Consider the following 15,881-nt stretch of genomic DNA (forward strand, 5'->3'; position numbering starts at 1 on the left):
CGGCTCGCGGTGGCGGTTCAAAGGTCCTGCAGCAGGGTGCGTACGGGGGCAGGCAGGCCGAGGGCGGCCCGCTCGCCGGCGTCGCACCAGCGCAGGGCGGGATTATCGGCGATGCGCGGGTGCGCTGTCGCCGCGTCGAATAGCAGCGGCTCCACCTGCAGGCGGTAGTGGCTGAACACGTGCATGAAAGAGGGAAGTGTTTGCGCGTCGTCGATCTTGGCCAGGGCCTGCGCGGCGCGCCATGCGCCGTCGTGGTCGCCGGCCTCGGGCAGGCTCCACAGGCCGGACCACACGCCCTGCGGTCCACGCCGTTCCAGCAGGATGCGGCCCTGCGTGTCGCGCAGGATCAGCATCACGGTGTCGCGCGTGGGAAGGGCCTTGGCCGGCTTGGCGCTGGGCAGTTGGGCGGTGAGGTTGTCGCGTTTGGCCACGCAGGTGGCGGCGAAGGGGCACGCCTCGCACAGCGGACGCGAGCGCACGCAGACGGTGGCGCCCAGGTCCATGATGGCCTGGGTGTAGTCGGCAACGCGCCCGGCTGGCGTCAGCGCGCCGGCGTGCTGCCATAGCGCTTTTTCCACGGCGCCCTGGCCGGGATGGCCGTGGATGCCGAGATAGCGGGTAAGCACGCGTTTGACGTTGCCGTCGAGGATGGGAAAGCGCAGGCCATGGGCCTGGGCCAGGATGGCGCCGGCGGTGGAGCGGCCGATGCCGGGTAGGGCGGCCAGCGCCTCGAAATCGCGCGGCAACTCGCCATTGTGCCGCTCCACGCATAGCTGCGCGGCGCGCTGCAGGAAGCGCGCGCGGCGGTAGTAGCCCAGGCCTGACCACAGCGCGAGCACAGTGTCCTCGTCGGCCGCGGCGAGGTCGCGCAGCGTGGGCAGGGCCGCCACGAAGCGCTGGAAATAGGGGATGACGGTGACTACCTGGGTCTGCTGCAGCATCACTTCGGACAGCCATACGCGGTAGGCGTCGCGTGGATGCTGCCAGGGCAGGTCTTTGCGGCCGTGTTCGTCGAACCAGGCCAGCAGGGCAGAGGCGAAGGGATTCATGGCGTCTTGCGTGGCGTCGCGGGCTTGGCGTCCGCGGGCTTGGCGGCGGACGGTGGCGTGGCGCTGGTCGCGGCGGGCGCGGGCACATCGTCGCCAGTCTGGATGGTGAGTCCTTCGATGTGGATGTCGCCGGCATCGATGTTGGCGATCTCGGCATGTCCGCTGCCCGGCGGTACGGAGAGCCTCGGGCCGTCATCGTGGTTGAGCAGCGCCCACCAGTCCGCCATGGCCAGCGGCGGCAGGCGCAGGTCCGCATGGTTGTCGGGGCCATCGAGCTTGAGCGACAGCATCAGGGGGTTGCTCTCGTTGGCCGGCGTCAGGGCGACCGAGGCGGCGTAGATGCCGGTGCGGGCGTGGTCGATCTTGCCGTTGAGGCTCGCCGAGGCGTCGGCCGCGCCACGCCATCGCGCGTTGCCGGCGAGTTGCAGGGTGACCGTGGTGTCGCGGGCCAGGCGCAGGGCGATGTTGTCCAGCCGCAAGGCACCGCCATCGATGCGCGGGGTGAGCGACAGGTGCAGCGCCATGGGCGTGTCCTGGGCATCCTTGGCGGTGATGGTGAGCACGAACGGATGGGCGGGAGCGAGTCGGCCCGCGTCGAGCGCCACGTCGCCCAGCAGCATCTGGTTGCCGCGCACCAGGCTGCCGCGCGTGATGTGGATGCCGGCGTCGATGCGGGGGATGTCGGCGGGCAGCGTGGCCGGGCCGGAAGGCAGGTCGGCCAGCCACGATTGCAGCGCGTCCAGGTCCACGCGCGGCGAATCGATACGCATCTGGGAGATCACCGTTTCGCCGCGGAACAGCGTGCGCCACGGTAGCGCCAGCGTGCCGCGCGCGGCGAGCAGGATCGGCATGCTGGCGCCTTGCGCGTTGAGCGTGATGCCTTCCAGCTCCAGCGCCGGGCGCGGGAACAGGGCGGGCGTGGCGGGACTGGCGAGGTTGAGTTCCAGCCCGGCATGGCGCGCCTGCGATTGCAGCATGGCGGTGATGCGCTCGGGTTGCAGCAGCACATGCACCGCCACCAGTGCCACCGCCACCAGCAGCAGCATGGCGCTGCTGGCGATGAGCAGGCCGAGTCGGAGCCAGCGCGGCACCGGCGGGGCTCCTCAGTCCTGGCCCAGGCTGGCGGGCAGCAGGCCGTCCACGTAGGCCTGCGCATCGAACGTGCGCAGGTCGGTGGCGGTTTCGCCCAGGCCCACGTAGCGGATCGGCAGGCCGAACTCGCGGGCCAGCGCGAACACCACGCCGCCCTTGGCGGTGCCGTCCAGCTTGGTCACCACCAGGCCGGTGACGCCGACGACCTGGCGGAACTGGCGTACCTGGCTCACCGCGTTCTGGCCGGTGGTGCCGTCGATCACCATCAGCACTTCGTGCGGGGCCCCGGGATCGAGCTTCTTCAACACGCGGGCGATCTTGCCCAGCTCGTCCATCAGGCCGCCCTGGGTGTGCAGGCGGCCGGCGGTGTCGGCGATCAGCACGTCGGCGCCGCGCGAGCGCGCGGCCTGCAGCGCATCGAAGATCACGCTGGCGGCATCCGCGTCCTGGCCCTGCGCGATCACCGGCACGCTGTTGCGCGCGCCCCAGGTCTTGAGCTGCTCCACCGCGGCGGCGCGGAAGGTGTCGCCGGCGGCGAGCAGCACCTGGCGGCCCTCGTCGCGGTAACGGCGGGCGAGCTTGCCGATGGTGGTGGTCTTGCCGACGCCGTTGATGCCCACGGTGAGGATCACGAAGGGCTTGGGCGCGTCCACGTGCAAGGGTTGCTGCACGGGCGTGAGCAGTTCAACCAGCGACTGGCGCAAGGCGGCCAGCAAGGCGCCGGCATCGGCGAACTGGCGCTTGTGCATGCGCTTGCGCAGGTCCTCGACCAGCGCGGTGCTGGCCTCGATGCCGACGTCGGCGGTGATGAGGGTGGTCTCCAGCTCGTCGAGCAGGTCGTCATCCAGCTTGGGGTGACGGTTGAACAGGGAGGACAGGCCGCGGGCGAATGCGCTGCCGGCCAGGCGTTCGCGCCAGCCGCGCCTGGTCGGGCCGGCCGATGCGGCGATGGCGGTGCGCTCGAAGGCTTCATCCTCGACCGGGGCCTCGGCGGGCGGCGGAGTCTCGACCAGCGCCTCGCCCAGGGCGGGGCTGGCGTGGTCGAGCGACGCGGCATCCGTGGCGTGGACGAAACCGGCCTCGGGCGCGTCGGCCGGCGCGGGCACGGCGGGCTGGCCCGGAGGCGTCTCGGCGGGTTTCTTCTTCCAGAACTTGAGCATTGCGGCGGTGATTCAAAGACAATGGACGGCATGCTACCACCCCCATCCGTACTCACCGCTGAGCCGGTGGCCGCATGAGCGGCCGAGGCCCTGGGCGCATCCGCATCATTGGCGGCCAGCTGCGCAATTCCCGCCTCGACGTCCACGAGTTGCCGGGCCTGCGGCCCACGCCCGAGCGGGTGCGCGAGACCTTGTTCAACTGGCTGGCTCCGGTGATCGCCGGTGCGCGCTGCCTGGACCTGTGCGCGGGCAGCGGTGCGCTGGGCATCGAGGCGCTGTCGCGCGGCGCGGCGGCCGTGCAGTTCGTGGAGCGCGATCCGCTCGCGGCGCAGGCCCTGCGCGCGAACTTGCGGCGGCTGAAGGCGGTGGGCGGGCAAGTGGCGCAGGCGGATGCGCAGGCTTATCTACAAGGCGCGGCCCAGCCCTTCGGCGTGGTGTTTCTCGATCCGCCGTTCGCGCTGGACCTGTGGGCGCCGCTGGCGCAGCGCCTTGAGCAGGGCGGCTGGCTCGCGCCATCGGCCTGGATCTACGTGGAATCACCGAGGGGCGCGGTGCCCGCGCTGCCGGTCTCCTGGGCGCTGCACCGGGAAGGCGGGGCGGGCGAGGTGCGCTATGCGCTTTACCGTCGCCAGCCGGCCATTTCCTGACCTGGGCGTATGGTCCGCATGGGCTAGGCGGGGGCGGTGAACCGGCCTAAGCTAGCCGCCCCTGTCCCCCCAGTGGTCCGTCTCGTGAACAAGCCGCCGGTCAACAACCGCCTTGCCGTCTATCCGGGCACTTTCGATCCGATCACCAACGGCCACGCCGACCTGGTGGCGCGTGCGGCGCCGCTGTTCGACCGCATCATCGTGGCGGTGGCGGAAAGCCCCAACAAGGGCAAGGGGCCGGGCTTCAGCCTCAACGAGCGCATCGCGCTGGCGCGGCTGGCGCTGGCGGACCTGAAGAACGTGGAAGTACGCGGCTTCGACGGATTGCTCGCGCATTTCATCGAGGGCGTGGGCGCGCGCGTAATCATCCGCGGCCTGCGCGCGGTATCGGACTTCGAGTATGAGTTCCAGCTGGCCAGCATGAACCGCCACCTGATTCCGCAGGCGGAAACACTGTTCCTCACGCCGTCGGAGCAGTACAGCTTCATCTCCTCCACGCTGGTGCGCGAGATCGGCCGCCTGGGCGGCGACATCTCCAGCTTCGTGCATCCGGCCGTGCAGCAGGCGATGCGCCAGCGTTGGCAGCGCGACCGCGCCAGCACGGCCGAGTGACGCCGCAGCGCAGCACGCCTGCCAGTGTCGGCCAGGGCTGGCGTCGTGTATCCTCGCCCGCATCCTGCGGACAGGACAGTCGCTCGCCGGACCGGGGAAGCGCAAGGCTCGCACGGCGGTGTCGCCATGGCGGCCGTATGGTCCAGCCATCCAATGGATTCATTGTCCAGATTCCACCATCCAAGGTGACCACCATGTACAAGTACGCTCTCCTCGCCGCCCTCGCGATCACCGGCCTCGCCGCCTGCAGCCAGCAGGAAGAAGCCCAGCAGCCGACCGAGCAGGTGCAAGCCGTTTCCAAGCCGACCGATCCGAACGACTCCAAGGCGTGGAACGCCTACCTGGGCCAGATCGTCCAGAAGAACATGCAGGGCATGACGGCCGACCGTCCGTTCCCCTACCTGGTGCCGGCGGGCGACACCGACGACGCCAATGCGCTGCGCCAGCGCCAGCTCGAGCAAGTGCAGGACACCGTCGCCCGCGGCGTGCTGCCGGGCAACATGCTGGTGTTCGCCGGCCCGGATTCGGCCAAGACCGGCGACTTCGTGACCGCGGCGTTCAAGGACGCCAAGCCGGGCTCGTTCAAGGACGTAATCGTGCTGGTGATCGGCGATGCGGGCGACAAGGACCGCGTCACCGCCGCGCTGCAGCCGACCGGCGCTACCGTGCGCTACGTGAACATGTAAGCCGGTTCGCCGAAGCGATCCATCGGGGCCCGCGGCATTCGTGCCGCGGGCCTTTCTTTTGGGCGTTGCCGGGCTCATATCCATGCCCATGTGGGAGCGCACCCTGTGCGCGACAAGCCTACGAGGCGTTAGCGCCGCTGCCCGGTAGTCGCGCACAGGGTGCGCTCCCACAGCGAATTTTTGCGGCGCCCAGCATGTAAACTTGCCGAATGTCCCTGAAGATCCTCGATACCTGCGTCAATTGCGACGTCTGCGAGCCGGTTTGTCCCAACAAGGCCATCTCGCTGGGCGAGGAGTACTACGTGATCGACCCGTCGTTGTGCACCGAATGCATCGGGCATTACGACGAACCGCAGTGTGTGGACGTGTGCCCGGTCGAATGCATCATCGTCGATCCCGAGCATACGGAGACGCATGAACAGCTCGACCTCAAGTATCGTGCCCTGATGGCCAGAGGCTGATCCGTCGGCATGGCGTGGACGAGGGGCATGCGGTGAGCAACGACAAGCGCGAAGACGAGAAGCTGGGCATGGGTGTGGCCATGACCCGGCGCGATTTCCTCAACAGCGCGCTGCTGGGCTCGGGCGTGGCCCTGCTCGGCGCGGCCTGTCCGGCCCACGTGCTGGCGCAGGCCGCCCCGGTGGGTGGAGACGCGGCCAAGGCCTTCAATGGCTACGGCGGCATCGGCGACTATGCCCAGGCCAACGGCAACACCTACGCGGTGGTGCAGTCGGCGCACAAGATCCGCGATGGCATATACCAGGCCGCGCCACCGCATCCCGAGGACACCGGCGAGGCCTATGACCTGGTGATCGTCGGTGGTGGCCTCACCGGGCTGATGGCCGCGCACCAGTACGCCAAGCTCAGCGGCGGCGGCAGGAAGGTGCTGATCCTGGACAATCACCCGATCTTCGGGGGCGAGGCGCGGCAGAACGATTTCCTGGTCGATGGCGTGCACCTGATCGGCCCCCAGGGCTCGAACGACTTCTACCCGCCCGAGCCCGGCTCGGGCGTGGTGGACGAGTTCTTCACCGACTTCGCCATCCCGCGCGAATACTCGCTGCAGGACTGGGACGCCTCGCTCAAGCCCTTGCGCTTCTCCCAGGACAACTACTCCAACATGGACGGTTTCCAGGAGGACATGGTCGACGTCGCCTACTACTTCGGTGAGAAGGACGGCGCCAAGACCCCGGGCTGGCAACTCAACATCTGGAGCGACCAACTGGCGCGCACGCCCTTCGGCGAGGCCGAACGCCGGGATCTGCTGCGCTGGCGTGCCGACGTCGGCCACAGCGGGCAGGACGATCCGCGCTTCCTCGACACCATCACCTACCAGCACTACCTGGAGGTGGTGAAAGGCTATGACCCGCAGGTGACCCGGTTCGCCCAGCCCATGGTGGGCCTGCTGGGGGGCGTGAGCGCGGACGCGGTGTCGGCACGGGTGGGCCACGGCCTGGTGACCTCTGCCGGCCCTGGCGAACGGCACCTGACCATGTCCTACCCCGGCGGCAACGCTACCTTCGCCAGGTACCTGATGAGCGGGCTGGTGCCTGGCTCGATGGGCGCGGATACCAGCTTCGCCGGCATCCTCTCGGGCAAGGTGAACTTCGCGCTGCTCGACCGCCCCGGCCAGCCGACCCGGGTTCGCCTGGGCGCCACCGTGATCCAGGTGGCCCACGAGCAGCTGGCGGGCCAGGGCGAGACGGTTGGCGTCGTCTACGAGAAGGGCGGGAATACCTATCGCCTGCGTGCCCGCGCGGTGGTGATGGCCTCGGGCGGCTGGGTCAACAAGCACGTGCTGGCGGACCTGCCCGATGCCATCCGCCAGGCCTATGGCGAGTTCAGCTATGCCCCCGCGCTGATCGCCAACGTGGCCGTGCGCCACTGGCGCTTCCTCTACCGGCTGGGGGCGCCGGCCGTCCGCTGGATGGATGACGGCACCCTGTTCGGTTTCGCCGCCAATATCCGCCGCAATATCGTGGCCCCCGGACACCAGCCGCCGTTGCATCCGGACCGGCCGGCCTTGCTGACCTTCTACATGGGCCTGTACACGCCCGGCTACGACGCCCACACCCAGGGCGTGCTGGGCCGCACCCGCCTGCTTGCCACCAGCTACGCGCAGTACGAGCGGCAGATCCGGATGCAGATGGCACAGATGTTCGCCGGCACCGGCTTCGACCCCGCCCGCGACATCGCCGGCATCGTGCTCAACCGCTGGGGGCACGCGCGGGTGATCCAGCCGCCGGGCTTCTACTACGGCCGGGACGGCAAGCCACCCGCGCGCGAGGTGGTGGCCAAGGGCTACGGCCGCATCATCATCGCCCACTCCGAATTGAACGGCGCGCAGAACTACCGGGGGGCTTTCGAGCACGGCGCCCGCGCGGCGCGCGAGGCGCTCAAGCTCACCGCCTGACCGGGGCGCGGCCTTTCCTCCGGGATGGGCGCGCTCACTCGGTGCCTACCATCCATGGCGGCGCGTCGATCGCCGCTATGCGAGGTCCAATGCTTGCGCGGGAAGAGATGCGTCATTCGATGTAATCTTGCTGCGGAGCCGCATTTCGTGTTCCGCCTCCGCAATGCCGCAAGGATTCCCCGCATGATGAACAGGGTTGCCCCCGTATCGAGGACGCCGGCCGTCTGGCTGTCCGCCGCGCTACTGGTCTTCGTTTCGTCCTTCGCCTGCGCCGATGCGCCCGCGCCCGCCGCACGCCCCGGCCATGCCGCCATCGCCAGCGCGAATTTCCACGCCACCGAGGCCGGCCTCGAAGTACTGGCCAAGGGTGGCAACGCCTTCGACGCGGCCATCGCGGTGGCCTCCACACTGTCGGTGGTGGAACCGGAAAGCTCGGGCATCGGCGGCGGCTTCATGGCCGTGCTGCATCGTGCGGACGGGCGCGAGGTGTTCCTCGATGCCCGCGAGACCGCGCCGGCGGCGGTCGATCCGAAGGACTACCTCGACAAGAACGGCGAGCCCAACCGCGACACCGCGTTGAACGGCCCGCTTTCCGCCGGCATTCCCGGCGAGCCGGCCGGCCTGGCCTGGCTGGCCGCGCACTACGGCAAGCTGCCGTTGTCGGCGTCGCTGGCGCCGGCCATCCGCATCGCGCGCGACGGCTTCGAGCTGGACGGCCGCCTTGCCGACGCCATCGCCGGCCGCGAGCAGGACATCCGCCGCTGGCCCGCTTCGGTGGCCAAGTACCTGCCGGACGGCAAGGTGCCCACGAAGGGGCAGCATTGGCGCGATCCGGACCAGGCGCGCACGCTGGAGCTGCTGGGCGCGCACGGCTTCGATGGCTTCTACCGCGGCGAGGTCGCCGGGAAGCTGGTGGATGCCGTGCATGCCGCCGGCGGCAACTGGACGGCCAAGGACCTGGCGGGCTACCAGGTGAAGGAGCGCGCGCCGATCGTGGTGGACTACCGCGGCTACCGCGTGGTCACCGCGCCGCCGTCGTCCTCGGGCGGCGTGGCGCTGGCGGAGATCCTCAACATCCTGTCTGGCTACGACCTGGGCAAGCTGGACGAGGCCCATCGCACACACCTCGTGATCGAGGCGATGCGCCGCGCGTTCCGCGACCACAACGACTACCTCGGCGATCCGGACTTCGTGAAGATGCCGCTGGACATGCTGCTGTCGCCCTACTACGCGGCGGGCCTGCGCCAGACCATCCTGCCGGACAAGGCCACGCCCTCGTCCATGCTGCCGGTCAGCACCGGTACCGATCCGGGCATGCACACCACGCATTTCTCGGTGATCGACAAGGACGGCAACATCGCCTCCATCACGCTGACCGTGAACTACACCATGGGCTCGACCTTCGTGGCGGCGGGCACCGGCGTGCTGCTCAACGACGAGATGGACGATTTCGCGCTGGTGCCCAACAAGCCCAACGTCTACGGCCTGCTCGGCAGTGTTGCCAATGCGCCGGCGCCGGGCAAGCGCATGCTGTCGTCGATGACGCCGAGCATCGTGTTCGGCGCCGACCGCGTGGGCGTGATCGGCTCGCCGGGCGGCTCCACCATCATCACCCAGGTGCTGGAGGGCGTGCTGGCCTTCATCGACGGCAAGGATGCCGCGGGCATCGTGGGCCAGAAGCGCTACCACCACCAGTACATGCCCGACCGCGTGGACGTAGAGCCGGGCGCGTTCGACCCCGCCACCGCCGACGCGCTGACCCGCATGGGCCATACGCTGAAGGAGCGCAGCCCCTGGGGCTACATGAACGTGGTGACCTGGGACCTGAAGACCAACAGGCTCGACGCGGCCAGCGACCCGCGCCGCGAGTCGGGCCTGGGCAAGGTGCAATAGGATCCGCCATGCAACTGTGGTCGTTGATGGGCAATTCGCAGAAGCTCGATGGTGGCGCCATGTTCGGCAATGCGCCGAAGGCGCTGTGGTCGCGCTGGATCGCGCCGGACGAGCAGAACCGCATCCCGCTGGCCTGCCGCTGCCTGTTGGTGAAGGACCTGGACGGCCGGAACGTGTTGTTCGAGACCGGCATCGGCGCGTTCTTCGCGCCGGCGCTGCGCGAGCGCTACGGCGTGGTGGAGGATCGCCACGTGCTGCTCGACTCGCTGGCCGGGGCCGGGTTGGGTCATGAGGACATCGATGCGGTGGTGCTGTCGCACCTGCATTTCGATCACGCGGGCGGATTGCTCGCCGCGTGGGAGGAAGGGCAGCCGCCACGGCTGCTGTTCCCCAAGGCCACCTATCTGGTCGGCGCCGCCCACTGGCGGCGCGCCCTGGAGCCGCATCCGCGCGACCGCGCCTCCTTCGTGCCCGAGCTGCCGCCGCTGCTGGAAGCTAGCGGGCGGCTGCAACTGGTGGAGGGCGAGCACGCGCAGGCGCTGGGGCCGGCGGTGCGCTTCAGCTATTCGGACGGCCATACGCCGGGGCTGATGCTGGCGGAGGTGGGCGGAATGGCGTTCTGCGCCGACCTGATCCCTGGCCGCTTCTGGGTGCACCTGCCCATCACCATGGGCTACGACCGCTATCCGGAAGCGCTCATCGAGGAGAAGCAGGCTTTCCTCGACGACAAGCTGGCGCGCGGGGTACGGCTGTTTTTCACCCACGACCACGCATGCGCCGCCGCCGTCGTGACGCGCGACGAGCGCGGGCGCTATGGCACGATGGACGAGCAACGCGAATTGCGAAGCTAGCGGAATGAACCCGCGACAGGGGAGGGGAGCCGATATGCAGCAAGGGTTGCGACGCGTACTGGGAGCCTTGCTGTTGCTGGGCGGCGCCGGCCTGGTGGCGATGACCGAGCAGGGCCTGCTGGATCATCGCCACGCCGCCGACCGGCATGGCGGGCAGATCCTCGACCTGGGCGATGCCGGGCCGAGCGCGGGCCAGCATGGCTACCTGGTGCGCGTGGCCGGCCGGGTCAACGTGGTGGAGGCGCCCTACGACCCCGAGTTCGGGCAGCGCGCGCAGGCCCCGGTGCTGATCCGCCACGTGGCGATGTTCCAGTGGCGCGAGATACGCCTGGGCGGCGACGTTCACTACGAGCAGGACTGGGTCGAGCGACCGGTCGATTCGCGCCACTTCGAGCATCCGGCCGGGCATGCCAATCCCGAAAGCTTTCCGATCCAGGGCAAGCAGTTCGATGCGGGGCGGGTGCGCGTGGGCGGCTACACCTTGTCGCCCACCCTGCTGCACGCCCTGCCGGGCAGCGAGGTGCTGCAACCCGACATGAAGTCGCTGCCGTCCAACCTGGCCGCGAGCTTCTCGCTCTACGACCATTACCTGACCACCAGCAGCCATCCGGATCAGCCGCGCCTGGGCGACCTGCGGGTGAGTTGGGAAACCGTGCCGGCACAGGAGGTCACCGTCTTCGCGCAGATCAACGGCGACCAACTGGTGCCGGCCGCGCATGCCACCGACGGCAAGGGCTATGACGTGCAGGTGGGTGACCGCAGCCTGGCCGACGTGGTGCCCGACGTGCCGCAGGCGCCGTCCTTCGTGTGGCTGCGGCGCGTCGTGGCGCTGCTGCTGGCCATGTCCGGCGCGCTGCTGCTGTTGCCCGAGCGCCACCGCACGCACCACGACCTGCTGCTTGCCGCCGGCGCCGGCGCGCTGCTGGTGGGCGCGGTGGCCTGTGCGCTGTGGCTGGGTACGGACATGGCGGCCGGTGGCGCGTGGTTCGGCGTGGCGCTGGCGGGTATGGCGCTCGCCGTATGGCGGATTCGCGCGTCGACCGAGTAAAGCCCGTTCAAAGTCTCCGCTTGGCCGCCGAGCGCCCCTCTTCCAACCCTCCCCTGCTTGCAGAGGGGCTCCAAGAGAAGGTCAGTTCGGCTGCTGGTCCGCGAAGGCGTAGACATGGTCGGCCCACTGCGTGGCCTCGAGGTAGATCGCCGCCATGCGGCGGATCAGCTGCGGTTGCGCCTCGCCGCCGCGCAGGTCGCCCGCTTCCCAGGCGCGGATCTGTTCCAGCAGGAGCGCGAACGGGCCCTTGTTCTCCAGCAGGGCGCTGCTGATCTCGCGCGCCAGCGGCAGGTGCCACAGCACGAAATCCATCGGCGCTTCCATCAGCGTATCCAGCAGCGAGAACAGGCCGGCGGTGAAGGCCATTTCGCGCTGTTCCGGCGCCATGTGCTGGGCCAGCTTCTCGCACATGTGGGCGCGGATCAGCGCGGCGCGCAGCAGTTCCGGCGGCCGGTCGGCCATGCCGCTCAGCGCCATGGTGTAGATCCAGTTGCGCATGCGGGTGGCGCCGAAGAAGATCGCCGCCTGCTGCACCGACTTGAGCTGGCGCGGCAGCGCGAAGTAGGCGGAGTTGACGCAACCCAGCAGCTTGTAGCTGAGGATGGCGTCGTCGCGCACGATCTGGCCCAGCTCCACCGGCCCGGGATTGCCTTCTTGCAGGGCCTTCATCAGGCGCAGCAGGCTCAGCCGGTTGGCCGTGAGCACGGGCACTTCGACCGGCTCGGGCTTGAGCAGGAAACGGCCCTGGATGGCCTGCAGCGGCAGCTCTTCGCAACGGTGGTAGGTGTCGTGGTCGTCGACGTGGCCGGCGATCACGTGGATGCCGCGCGTGTGCAGGTATTCGCTGCGCGAGCGCAGCGTGGCCGGGTCCAGCTTGCAGGCGTCCAGGCGCACGAACTGCACCACCCGCAGCAGCGGCTCGACCGCGGCGTTGTATTCCAGCACGGTGTCGCCGGCATCGAGCATCAGCGGGCAGCCGCGTTGCGCCATGCGCGAGAGGCGCTCGACCAGCGGGGCGTCGGTGGCGGCTTCCGGCGGCAGCACCACGCCGAAGCGCGGCTGGTGCTGCAGTACGTCGGTTTCCTCCATCAGCAGCTCGCGGGTCAGGCGCAGGAAAGTGCGGTTGCCGCGTACCAGGCGGGCCAGCGCGCCATCGGTGATGGTGGCCAGCGCGCGGCGCATCAGGGCGGCCTCGTCCTCGCTCTCGTGCTGGAACACGATCTCGTAGGCGAACAGCTCACGCTTGGTGTCCAGCATGGGCAGGCGGATGACCGGCAACGGCTGTTCGCTGGCGGCGGAGCCCTCGGGGGCGTGCGGGATGGCCACGGCTTCGCTCATGATCGGTCGCTGTGATGGCGGTGGTGGGACAGGGCGGCGCAGGCCGCCGGCAGGCGGACGCACGATGACGGATGGCGCGTGCGTCGCATGACGCTCACGCCTGTGCCAGCGTTTGCGAGCGCAGGCTCGAGCGCAGTTCGCCGGCGCGGCCGTAGACGCTGGTCTCGGCGTCGCTGCCGGTCAGCACGGCCAGCGCCTTGCGCACCTGCTGCAGGCGGGCGCCGACCAGCACGCCGTTGCGTTGGTTGAGTTGCTGGCAGACCCGCAGCGACTGCAGGATGTCCTGCCACATCGGGGCCAGTGCGCGCACCGCCTCCGGGGCGCCTTGGCTGAGCTGCACGCGTTCGCCGTCGAGCTGTTCCAGGCGCAGCATCAGGCCGTGCTTGCTGGCACCGGCGCGGTTGAGCGCATCGACATTGGCGGATTCGAGCGCGGCGCGCTCGGCTTGCAGCGTATCGGCCAATTGATCCACTGCGAGCCGCATCTCCTCGACCGCGGCCGTCAGGGCATGGTCCAGTTCGGCTTGCAGTGCGCGGTTCATGGCTTCACGTTGAGCTGGCGTTCCAGCGACAGCATGCGGTCGGCGATGCGGCCGGGATCGATCGTGTAGTTGCCGCTGGCCAGCGACTGGCGCACCTGCTCCACCTTCTTGGTGTCGATGGCGCTGCCGCTGGCGGTGCGGGAGGCTTCCTGCAGGGCTCGTGCCGAATCGGTCAGTTGCACGCGGTCGTCCGCGCCGGCGCTGCCGCCGGCGGCCTCGCTGCTGCTGGCGCCGCCGGTGCCTTGAGCGGCACCGCTGCCCTGGCCGCTGGGGGGCTGGGGCAACTTGGGCAAGCCATTGTTGGAAATGGTGGTGGTCATGGGTCCGTTCTCTTGACGCGGTTTGGCCCTGTTACCAAGGGGATCGGCCGGATGGCCGCAAACTTTAGCGGCACCGCTAGGGGAGGGCGAGTACCTCGCCCGGGGCGGTGACCATGGCATCGACTACCTTGCCGGAACTGCCGTTGCGCACGCGCAGGCGCGAGCCGCTGTCGCCGCTGCCCAGGGCGATGCCGCTGGCGCGTACCTCGATGCCGTCCAGGCGGGATACCAGTTGGACCTGGTCGCCGGCCTTCACGGCGGTGCGGCCGCCCAGGGCGCCCGGAGTCACCACGCTGCCGGCGCCCAGCGCCCGGGACAGCGTGCGGCCCTCCAGGTCGGCCAGGTCGCTGACATAGCCGTAGCCCAGGCGGGTGATGTCGCGTTCTTCTAGGCGCACGTCGTCGGCGCGCACGCCATCGCCGCGCTGCAGCGGGCGCACCAGCACCAGCACCTGGCGATACACCTGGATCTGCACGGGTACGCGCAGGGTCCAGCCGCCTTCGCCCGGGCAGCGTACGGTGACGTTCATGCGCGGCATCAGGCGGGTGCCCTCCTGCAGGCTGGCGGCCAGCGGCGAGGGACAGGCGGCCAGTTGCAGGCGCGAGTCCAGCGTGGCGGCCTGGGCCACCACGCGGCTGCCTGGCGTGGCGTATTGGCCGCGCAGCCACTGTTCCGCCTGGGCGCGCGCCGCCTGCGCCGGTTCCGCGGCATGGGCGGAAGGCAGCAGCAGGGCGCTCAGCAGCAGGGCGGCCAGCGGGCGTGGCGTCATAGGTCGGCCAGCAACGCGTTGAGCTGGGCCAGCAGGGTCTCGCGCTCGCTTTCCAATTGCGGCACCAACTGGCTGGCCTGCTCCAACTGGCCGTCGCACAGCAGGGTGGCGAAGGTGCTGCCCTGTTCGCGCAGGCGTTCGCCGGCGGCGCTCAGCGCGCTGGCGGCGGGATGGCCTTCGCGGCCGGCGGTCAGGCGGTGCAGGGTGCGGCTCAGGGCCTGGGTGTCGAACCAGCGGCGGTCGAGCGCGGCCGGTTCCTGCAGGGCCATGTCCATGGCCTGGCGCAGGCCCTGGGCCGACTCGCGCACGGTCAGGCTCAGGCTGGCCGGGTCGGTGCCGCTCTCGCTTTCCAGCCAATCCAGGGCCAGGCGGTGGGCGAGCAGGGCACCACGGTTCAGCGCTTCGGTCTGGCGGCTCGCCTCGGCGGCGCGGCGGTGCCAGACGCCCAGCGCGGCCTGCGCGGCCACGGCGCGCGCGTGCTGGGCGTCCTGGTTCTTCTGCATGGTGGCGAGGCGCTCGCCGATCTGGCGCAGGGCCTCGCCGCTGTCGTGCAGCGAGGTTTCCGTCTGGGTCAGGCCGCTCTGCGCGCGTTCCAGGCGCTGCAGGCCCTGCTGCACGTCGCCATCCAGCTGCTGGGAGAAGTCGCCGATGGAGCCGGTGACCTGCTCGATCTCGTCGGTGGTCTGGCTGGTCTTCTCGGCCAGTTGCTTCACCTCGTCGGCCACCACGGCGAAGCCGCGGCCCGCCTCGCCGGCGCGGGCGGCCTCGATGGCGGCATTGAGCGCGACCAGATTGGTCTGGTGGGCGATCTCCTGCACCACGCCGGTGAGCTTGCGGATCTGCGCCACCTGCTCGGCCAGCTTGCTCTGGTTGCGGTTCATCGCCGACAGCGCGGTACGCAGCAGGCGCAGTTGCCCGTCCAGCTCGCTGATGCTGCGCTCGCTAGCCTCGCCGGTCTGCCGCGCATAGTCCAGGCCGGTGCCGACCTGCTGCAGCGACGTCGAGATTCCGGCGCTGCCGTCCGTCAAGCGGCCGACGTCGTCGCGGCTCTCCTGGGCGGACTGGTGCATGGCGGCCTGCTCGCGCGCCAGCTGCTGCGCGGCGCTGAGCAACAGGCCCTGCTGCTCCAGCGTCTGCAGGGCCACGGCCGCCGGCGCCCGCGTGCTGGAAACGGCCGCCAGCAATGGCGCCAGCGCCCTGGCCGCGCTTGGGTGGCGGGCGGACAGCTGCGCCACGCGCGCCGCATCGCCCGCCGCCGCGGCATGTGCAAGCTCGGCGAGGTGCTGGCTCCAGATCAGGCTCATGGGTGGGTTATTCCTTACCTGTAGAGGGTCGCTTCCAACATCGGCTGGAACCGTCGGAACTTGAGAAGCAAGCGACGTGCCATGGCATGCGAGACACTCAAGTGCGCGGCCGCCCGGCCGATAGGCCGAAAGGTAGCCTGCGGCGTGGCCGCCAGAGA

General features: G+C 69.9%; 16 protein-coding genes. 8 read left to right on the forward strand and 8 right to left on the reverse strand.

Features of this window, described 5'->3' with window-relative positions; all coding sequences use genetic code 11:
- Window positions 1-17 precede the first annotated feature (17 nt).
- The 3 genes from mutY to ftsY are packed head-to-tail and all read right to left on the reverse strand — an operon-like array spanning window position 18 to window position 3,301.
- Window positions 18-1,049, reverse strand: coding sequence for an A/G-specific adenine glycosylase (gene mutY, locus MJ605_RS02410; RefSeq protein ID WP_243039258.1), 1,032 nt, complete (start codon window positions 1,047-1,049; stop codon window positions 18-20).
- Window positions 1,046-2,140, reverse strand: coding sequence for an AsmA family protein (locus MJ605_RS02415; RefSeq protein ID WP_243039259.1), 1,095 nt, complete (start codon window positions 2,138-2,140; stop codon window positions 1,046-1,048). The genes mutY and MJ605_RS02415 overlap by 4 nt, the downstream gene beginning before the upstream one ends.
- A gap of 12 nt (window positions 2,141-2,152) precedes the next feature.
- Window positions 2,153-3,301, reverse strand: coding sequence for a signal recognition particle-docking protein FtsY (ftsY, locus tag MJ605_RS02420; RefSeq protein ID WP_243039260.1), 1,149 nt, complete (start codon window positions 3,299-3,301; stop codon window positions 2,153-2,155).
- A gap of 74 nt (window positions 3,302-3,375) precedes the next feature.
- Between ftsY and rsmD the strand changes: the two genes are divergently transcribed.
- The 8 genes from rsmD (at window position 3,376) to MJ605_RS02460 (ending at window position 11,451) form a co-directional block, all read left to right on the forward strand.
- Window positions 3,376-3,948, forward strand: coding sequence for a 16S rRNA (guanine(966)-N(2))-methyltransferase RsmD (gene rsmD, locus MJ605_RS02425; RefSeq protein ID WP_243039261.1), 573 nt, complete (start codon window positions 3,376-3,378; stop codon window positions 3,946-3,948).
- Between the two features lie 84 nt (window positions 3,949-4,032).
- Window positions 4,033-4,560 carry a pantetheine-phosphate adenylyltransferase gene (coaD, locus tag MJ605_RS02430; protein WP_243039262.1) on the forward strand — a complete coding sequence of 176 codons (528 nt, stop codon included), beginning with the start codon at window positions 4,033-4,035 and terminating at the stop codon, window positions 4,558-4,560.
- Window positions 4,561-4,754: 194 nt separating this feature from the next.
- Complete coding sequence (locus MJ605_RS02435) at window positions 4,755-5,246, forward strand: hypothetical protein (protein ID WP_243039263.1); 492 nt, start codon at window positions 4,755-4,757, stop codon at window positions 5,244-5,246.
- 209 nt (window positions 5,247-5,455) lie between these two features.
- Complete coding sequence (locus MJ605_RS02440) at window positions 5,456-5,707, forward strand: YfhL family 4Fe-4S dicluster ferredoxin (protein WP_243039264.1); 252 nt, start codon at window positions 5,456-5,458, stop codon at window positions 5,705-5,707.
- 32 nt (window positions 5,708-5,739) lie between these two features.
- Complete coding sequence (locus MJ605_RS02445; RefSeq protein WP_243039265.1) at window positions 5,740-7,659, forward strand: NAD(P)/FAD-dependent oxidoreductase; 1,920 nt, start codon at window positions 5,740-5,742, stop codon at window positions 7,657-7,659.
- Between the two features lie 186 nt (window positions 7,660-7,845).
- The gene (ggt, locus tag MJ605_RS02450) at window positions 7,846-9,552 is read left to right on the forward strand and encodes a gamma-glutamyltransferase (protein WP_425600975.1); all 1,707 of its coding nucleotides are present in this window, start codon (window positions 7,846-7,848) and stop codon (window positions 9,550-9,552) included.
- An 8-nt stretch (window positions 9,553-9,560) separates the two neighbouring features.
- Window positions 9,561-10,403, forward strand: a complete 843-nt coding sequence (locus MJ605_RS02455) for an MBL fold metallo-hydrolase (RefSeq protein WP_243039267.1) — start codon at window positions 9,561-9,563, stop codon at window positions 10,401-10,403.
- Between the two features lie 34 nt (window positions 10,404-10,437).
- Window positions 10,438-11,451: a TMEM43 family protein gene (locus tag MJ605_RS02460; protein WP_243039268.1), complete on the forward strand. Its 1,014-nt coding sequence runs from the start codon at window positions 10,438-10,440 to the stop codon at window positions 11,449-11,451.
- Window positions 11,452-11,532: 81 nt separating this feature from the next.
- Here the strand turns inward: MJ605_RS02460 and MJ605_RS02465 are convergent, their stop codons facing one another.
- The 5 genes from MJ605_RS02465 to MJ605_RS02485 all read right to left on the reverse strand — a co-directional run bounded on the left by MJ605_RS02465 (window position 11,533) and on the right by MJ605_RS02485 (window position 15,723).
- The gene (locus MJ605_RS02465; protein ID WP_243039269.1) at window positions 11,533-12,789 is read right to left on the reverse strand and encodes an EAL and HDOD domain-containing protein; all 1,257 of its coding nucleotides are present in this window, start codon (window positions 12,787-12,789) and stop codon (window positions 11,533-11,535) included.
- A gap of 94 nt (window positions 12,790-12,883) precedes the next feature.
- The gene (locus MJ605_RS02470) at window positions 12,884-13,330 is read right to left on the reverse strand and encodes a flagella synthesis protein FlgN (protein WP_243039270.1); all 447 of its coding nucleotides are present in this window, start codon (window positions 13,328-13,330) and stop codon (window positions 12,884-12,886) included.
- Window positions 13,327-13,650 (reverse strand): flagellar biosynthesis anti-sigma factor FlgM, encoded by a 324-nt coding sequence (flgM, locus tag MJ605_RS02475; protein ID WP_243039271.1) that lies wholly within the window; start codon window positions 13,648-13,650, stop codon window positions 13,327-13,329. The genes MJ605_RS02470 and flgM overlap by 4 nt, the downstream gene beginning before the upstream one ends.
- 76 nt (window positions 13,651-13,726) lie before the next feature.
- Window positions 13,727-14,419 (reverse strand): flagellar basal body P-ring formation chaperone FlgA, encoded by a 693-nt coding sequence (gene flgA / locus MJ605_RS02480; protein ID WP_243039272.1) that lies wholly within the window; start codon window positions 14,417-14,419, stop codon window positions 13,727-13,729.
- Window positions 14,416-15,723 carry a methyl-accepting chemotaxis protein gene (locus tag MJ605_RS02485; protein ID WP_279237363.1) on the reverse strand — a complete coding sequence of 436 codons (1,308 nt, stop codon included), beginning with the start codon at window positions 15,721-15,723 and terminating at the stop codon, window positions 14,416-14,418. Before MJ605_RS02485 ends, flgA begins: the two co-directional genes overlap by 4 nt.
- Window positions 15,724-15,881: the final 158 nt, after the last annotated feature.

It is taken from the genome of Dyella sedimenti (assembly GCF_022760995.1).
Taxonomy (GTDB): domain Bacteria; phylum Pseudomonadota; class Gammaproteobacteria; order Xanthomonadales; family Rhodanobacteraceae; genus Dyella; species Dyella sedimenti.

Bases quoted from the DNA above. Each gene is read 5' to 3' on its own strand.
- mutY (WP_243039258.1), bottom strand. From the start codon at position 1,049: ATGAATCCCTTCGCCTCTGCCCTGCTGGCCTGGTTCGACGAACACGGC.
- ftsY (WP_243039260.1), bottom strand. From the start codon at position 3,301: ATGCTCAAGTTCTGGAAGAAGAAACCCGCCGAGACGCCTCCGGGCCAG.
- rsmD (WP_243039261.1), top strand. From the start codon at position 3,376: ATGAGCGGCCGAGGCCCTGGGCGCATCCGCATCATTGGCGGCCAGCTG.
- MJ605_RS02435 (WP_243039263.1), top strand. From the start codon at position 4,755: ATGTACAAGTACGCTCTCCTCGCCGCCCTCGCGATCACCGGCCTCGCC.
- MJ605_RS02440 (WP_243039264.1), top strand. From the start codon at position 5,456: ATGTCCCTGAAGATCCTCGATACCTGCGTCAATTGCGACGTCTGCGAG.
- ggt (WP_425600975.1), top strand. From the start codon at position 7,846: ATGAACAGGGTTGCCCCCGTATCGAGGACGCCGGCCGTCTGGCTGTCC.
- MJ605_RS02455 (WP_243039267.1), top strand. From the start codon at position 9,561: ATGCAACTGTGGTCGTTGATGGGCAATTCGCAGAAGCTCGATGGTGGC.
- MJ605_RS02460 (WP_243039268.1), top strand. From the start codon at position 10,438: ATGCAGCAAGGGTTGCGACGCGTACTGGGAGCCTTGCTGTTGCTGGGC.
- MJ605_RS02465 (WP_243039269.1), bottom strand. From the start codon at position 12,789: ATGAGCGAAGCCGTGGCCATCCCGCACGCCCCCGAGGGCTCCGCCGCC.
- MJ605_RS02470 (WP_243039270.1), bottom strand. From the start codon at position 13,330: ATGAACCGCGCACTGCAAGCCGAACTGGACCATGCCCTGACGGCCGCG.
- flgM (WP_243039271.1), bottom strand. From the start codon at position 13,650: ATGACCACCACCATTTCCAACAATGGCTTGCCCAAGTTGCCCCAGCCC.
- flgA (WP_243039272.1), bottom strand. From the start codon at position 14,419: ATGACGCCACGCCCGCTGGCCGCCCTGCTGCTGAGCGCCCTGCTGCTG.
- MJ605_RS02485 (WP_279237363.1), bottom strand. From the start codon at position 15,723: ATGAGCCTGATCTGGAGCCAGCACCTCGCCGAGCTTGCACATGCCGCG.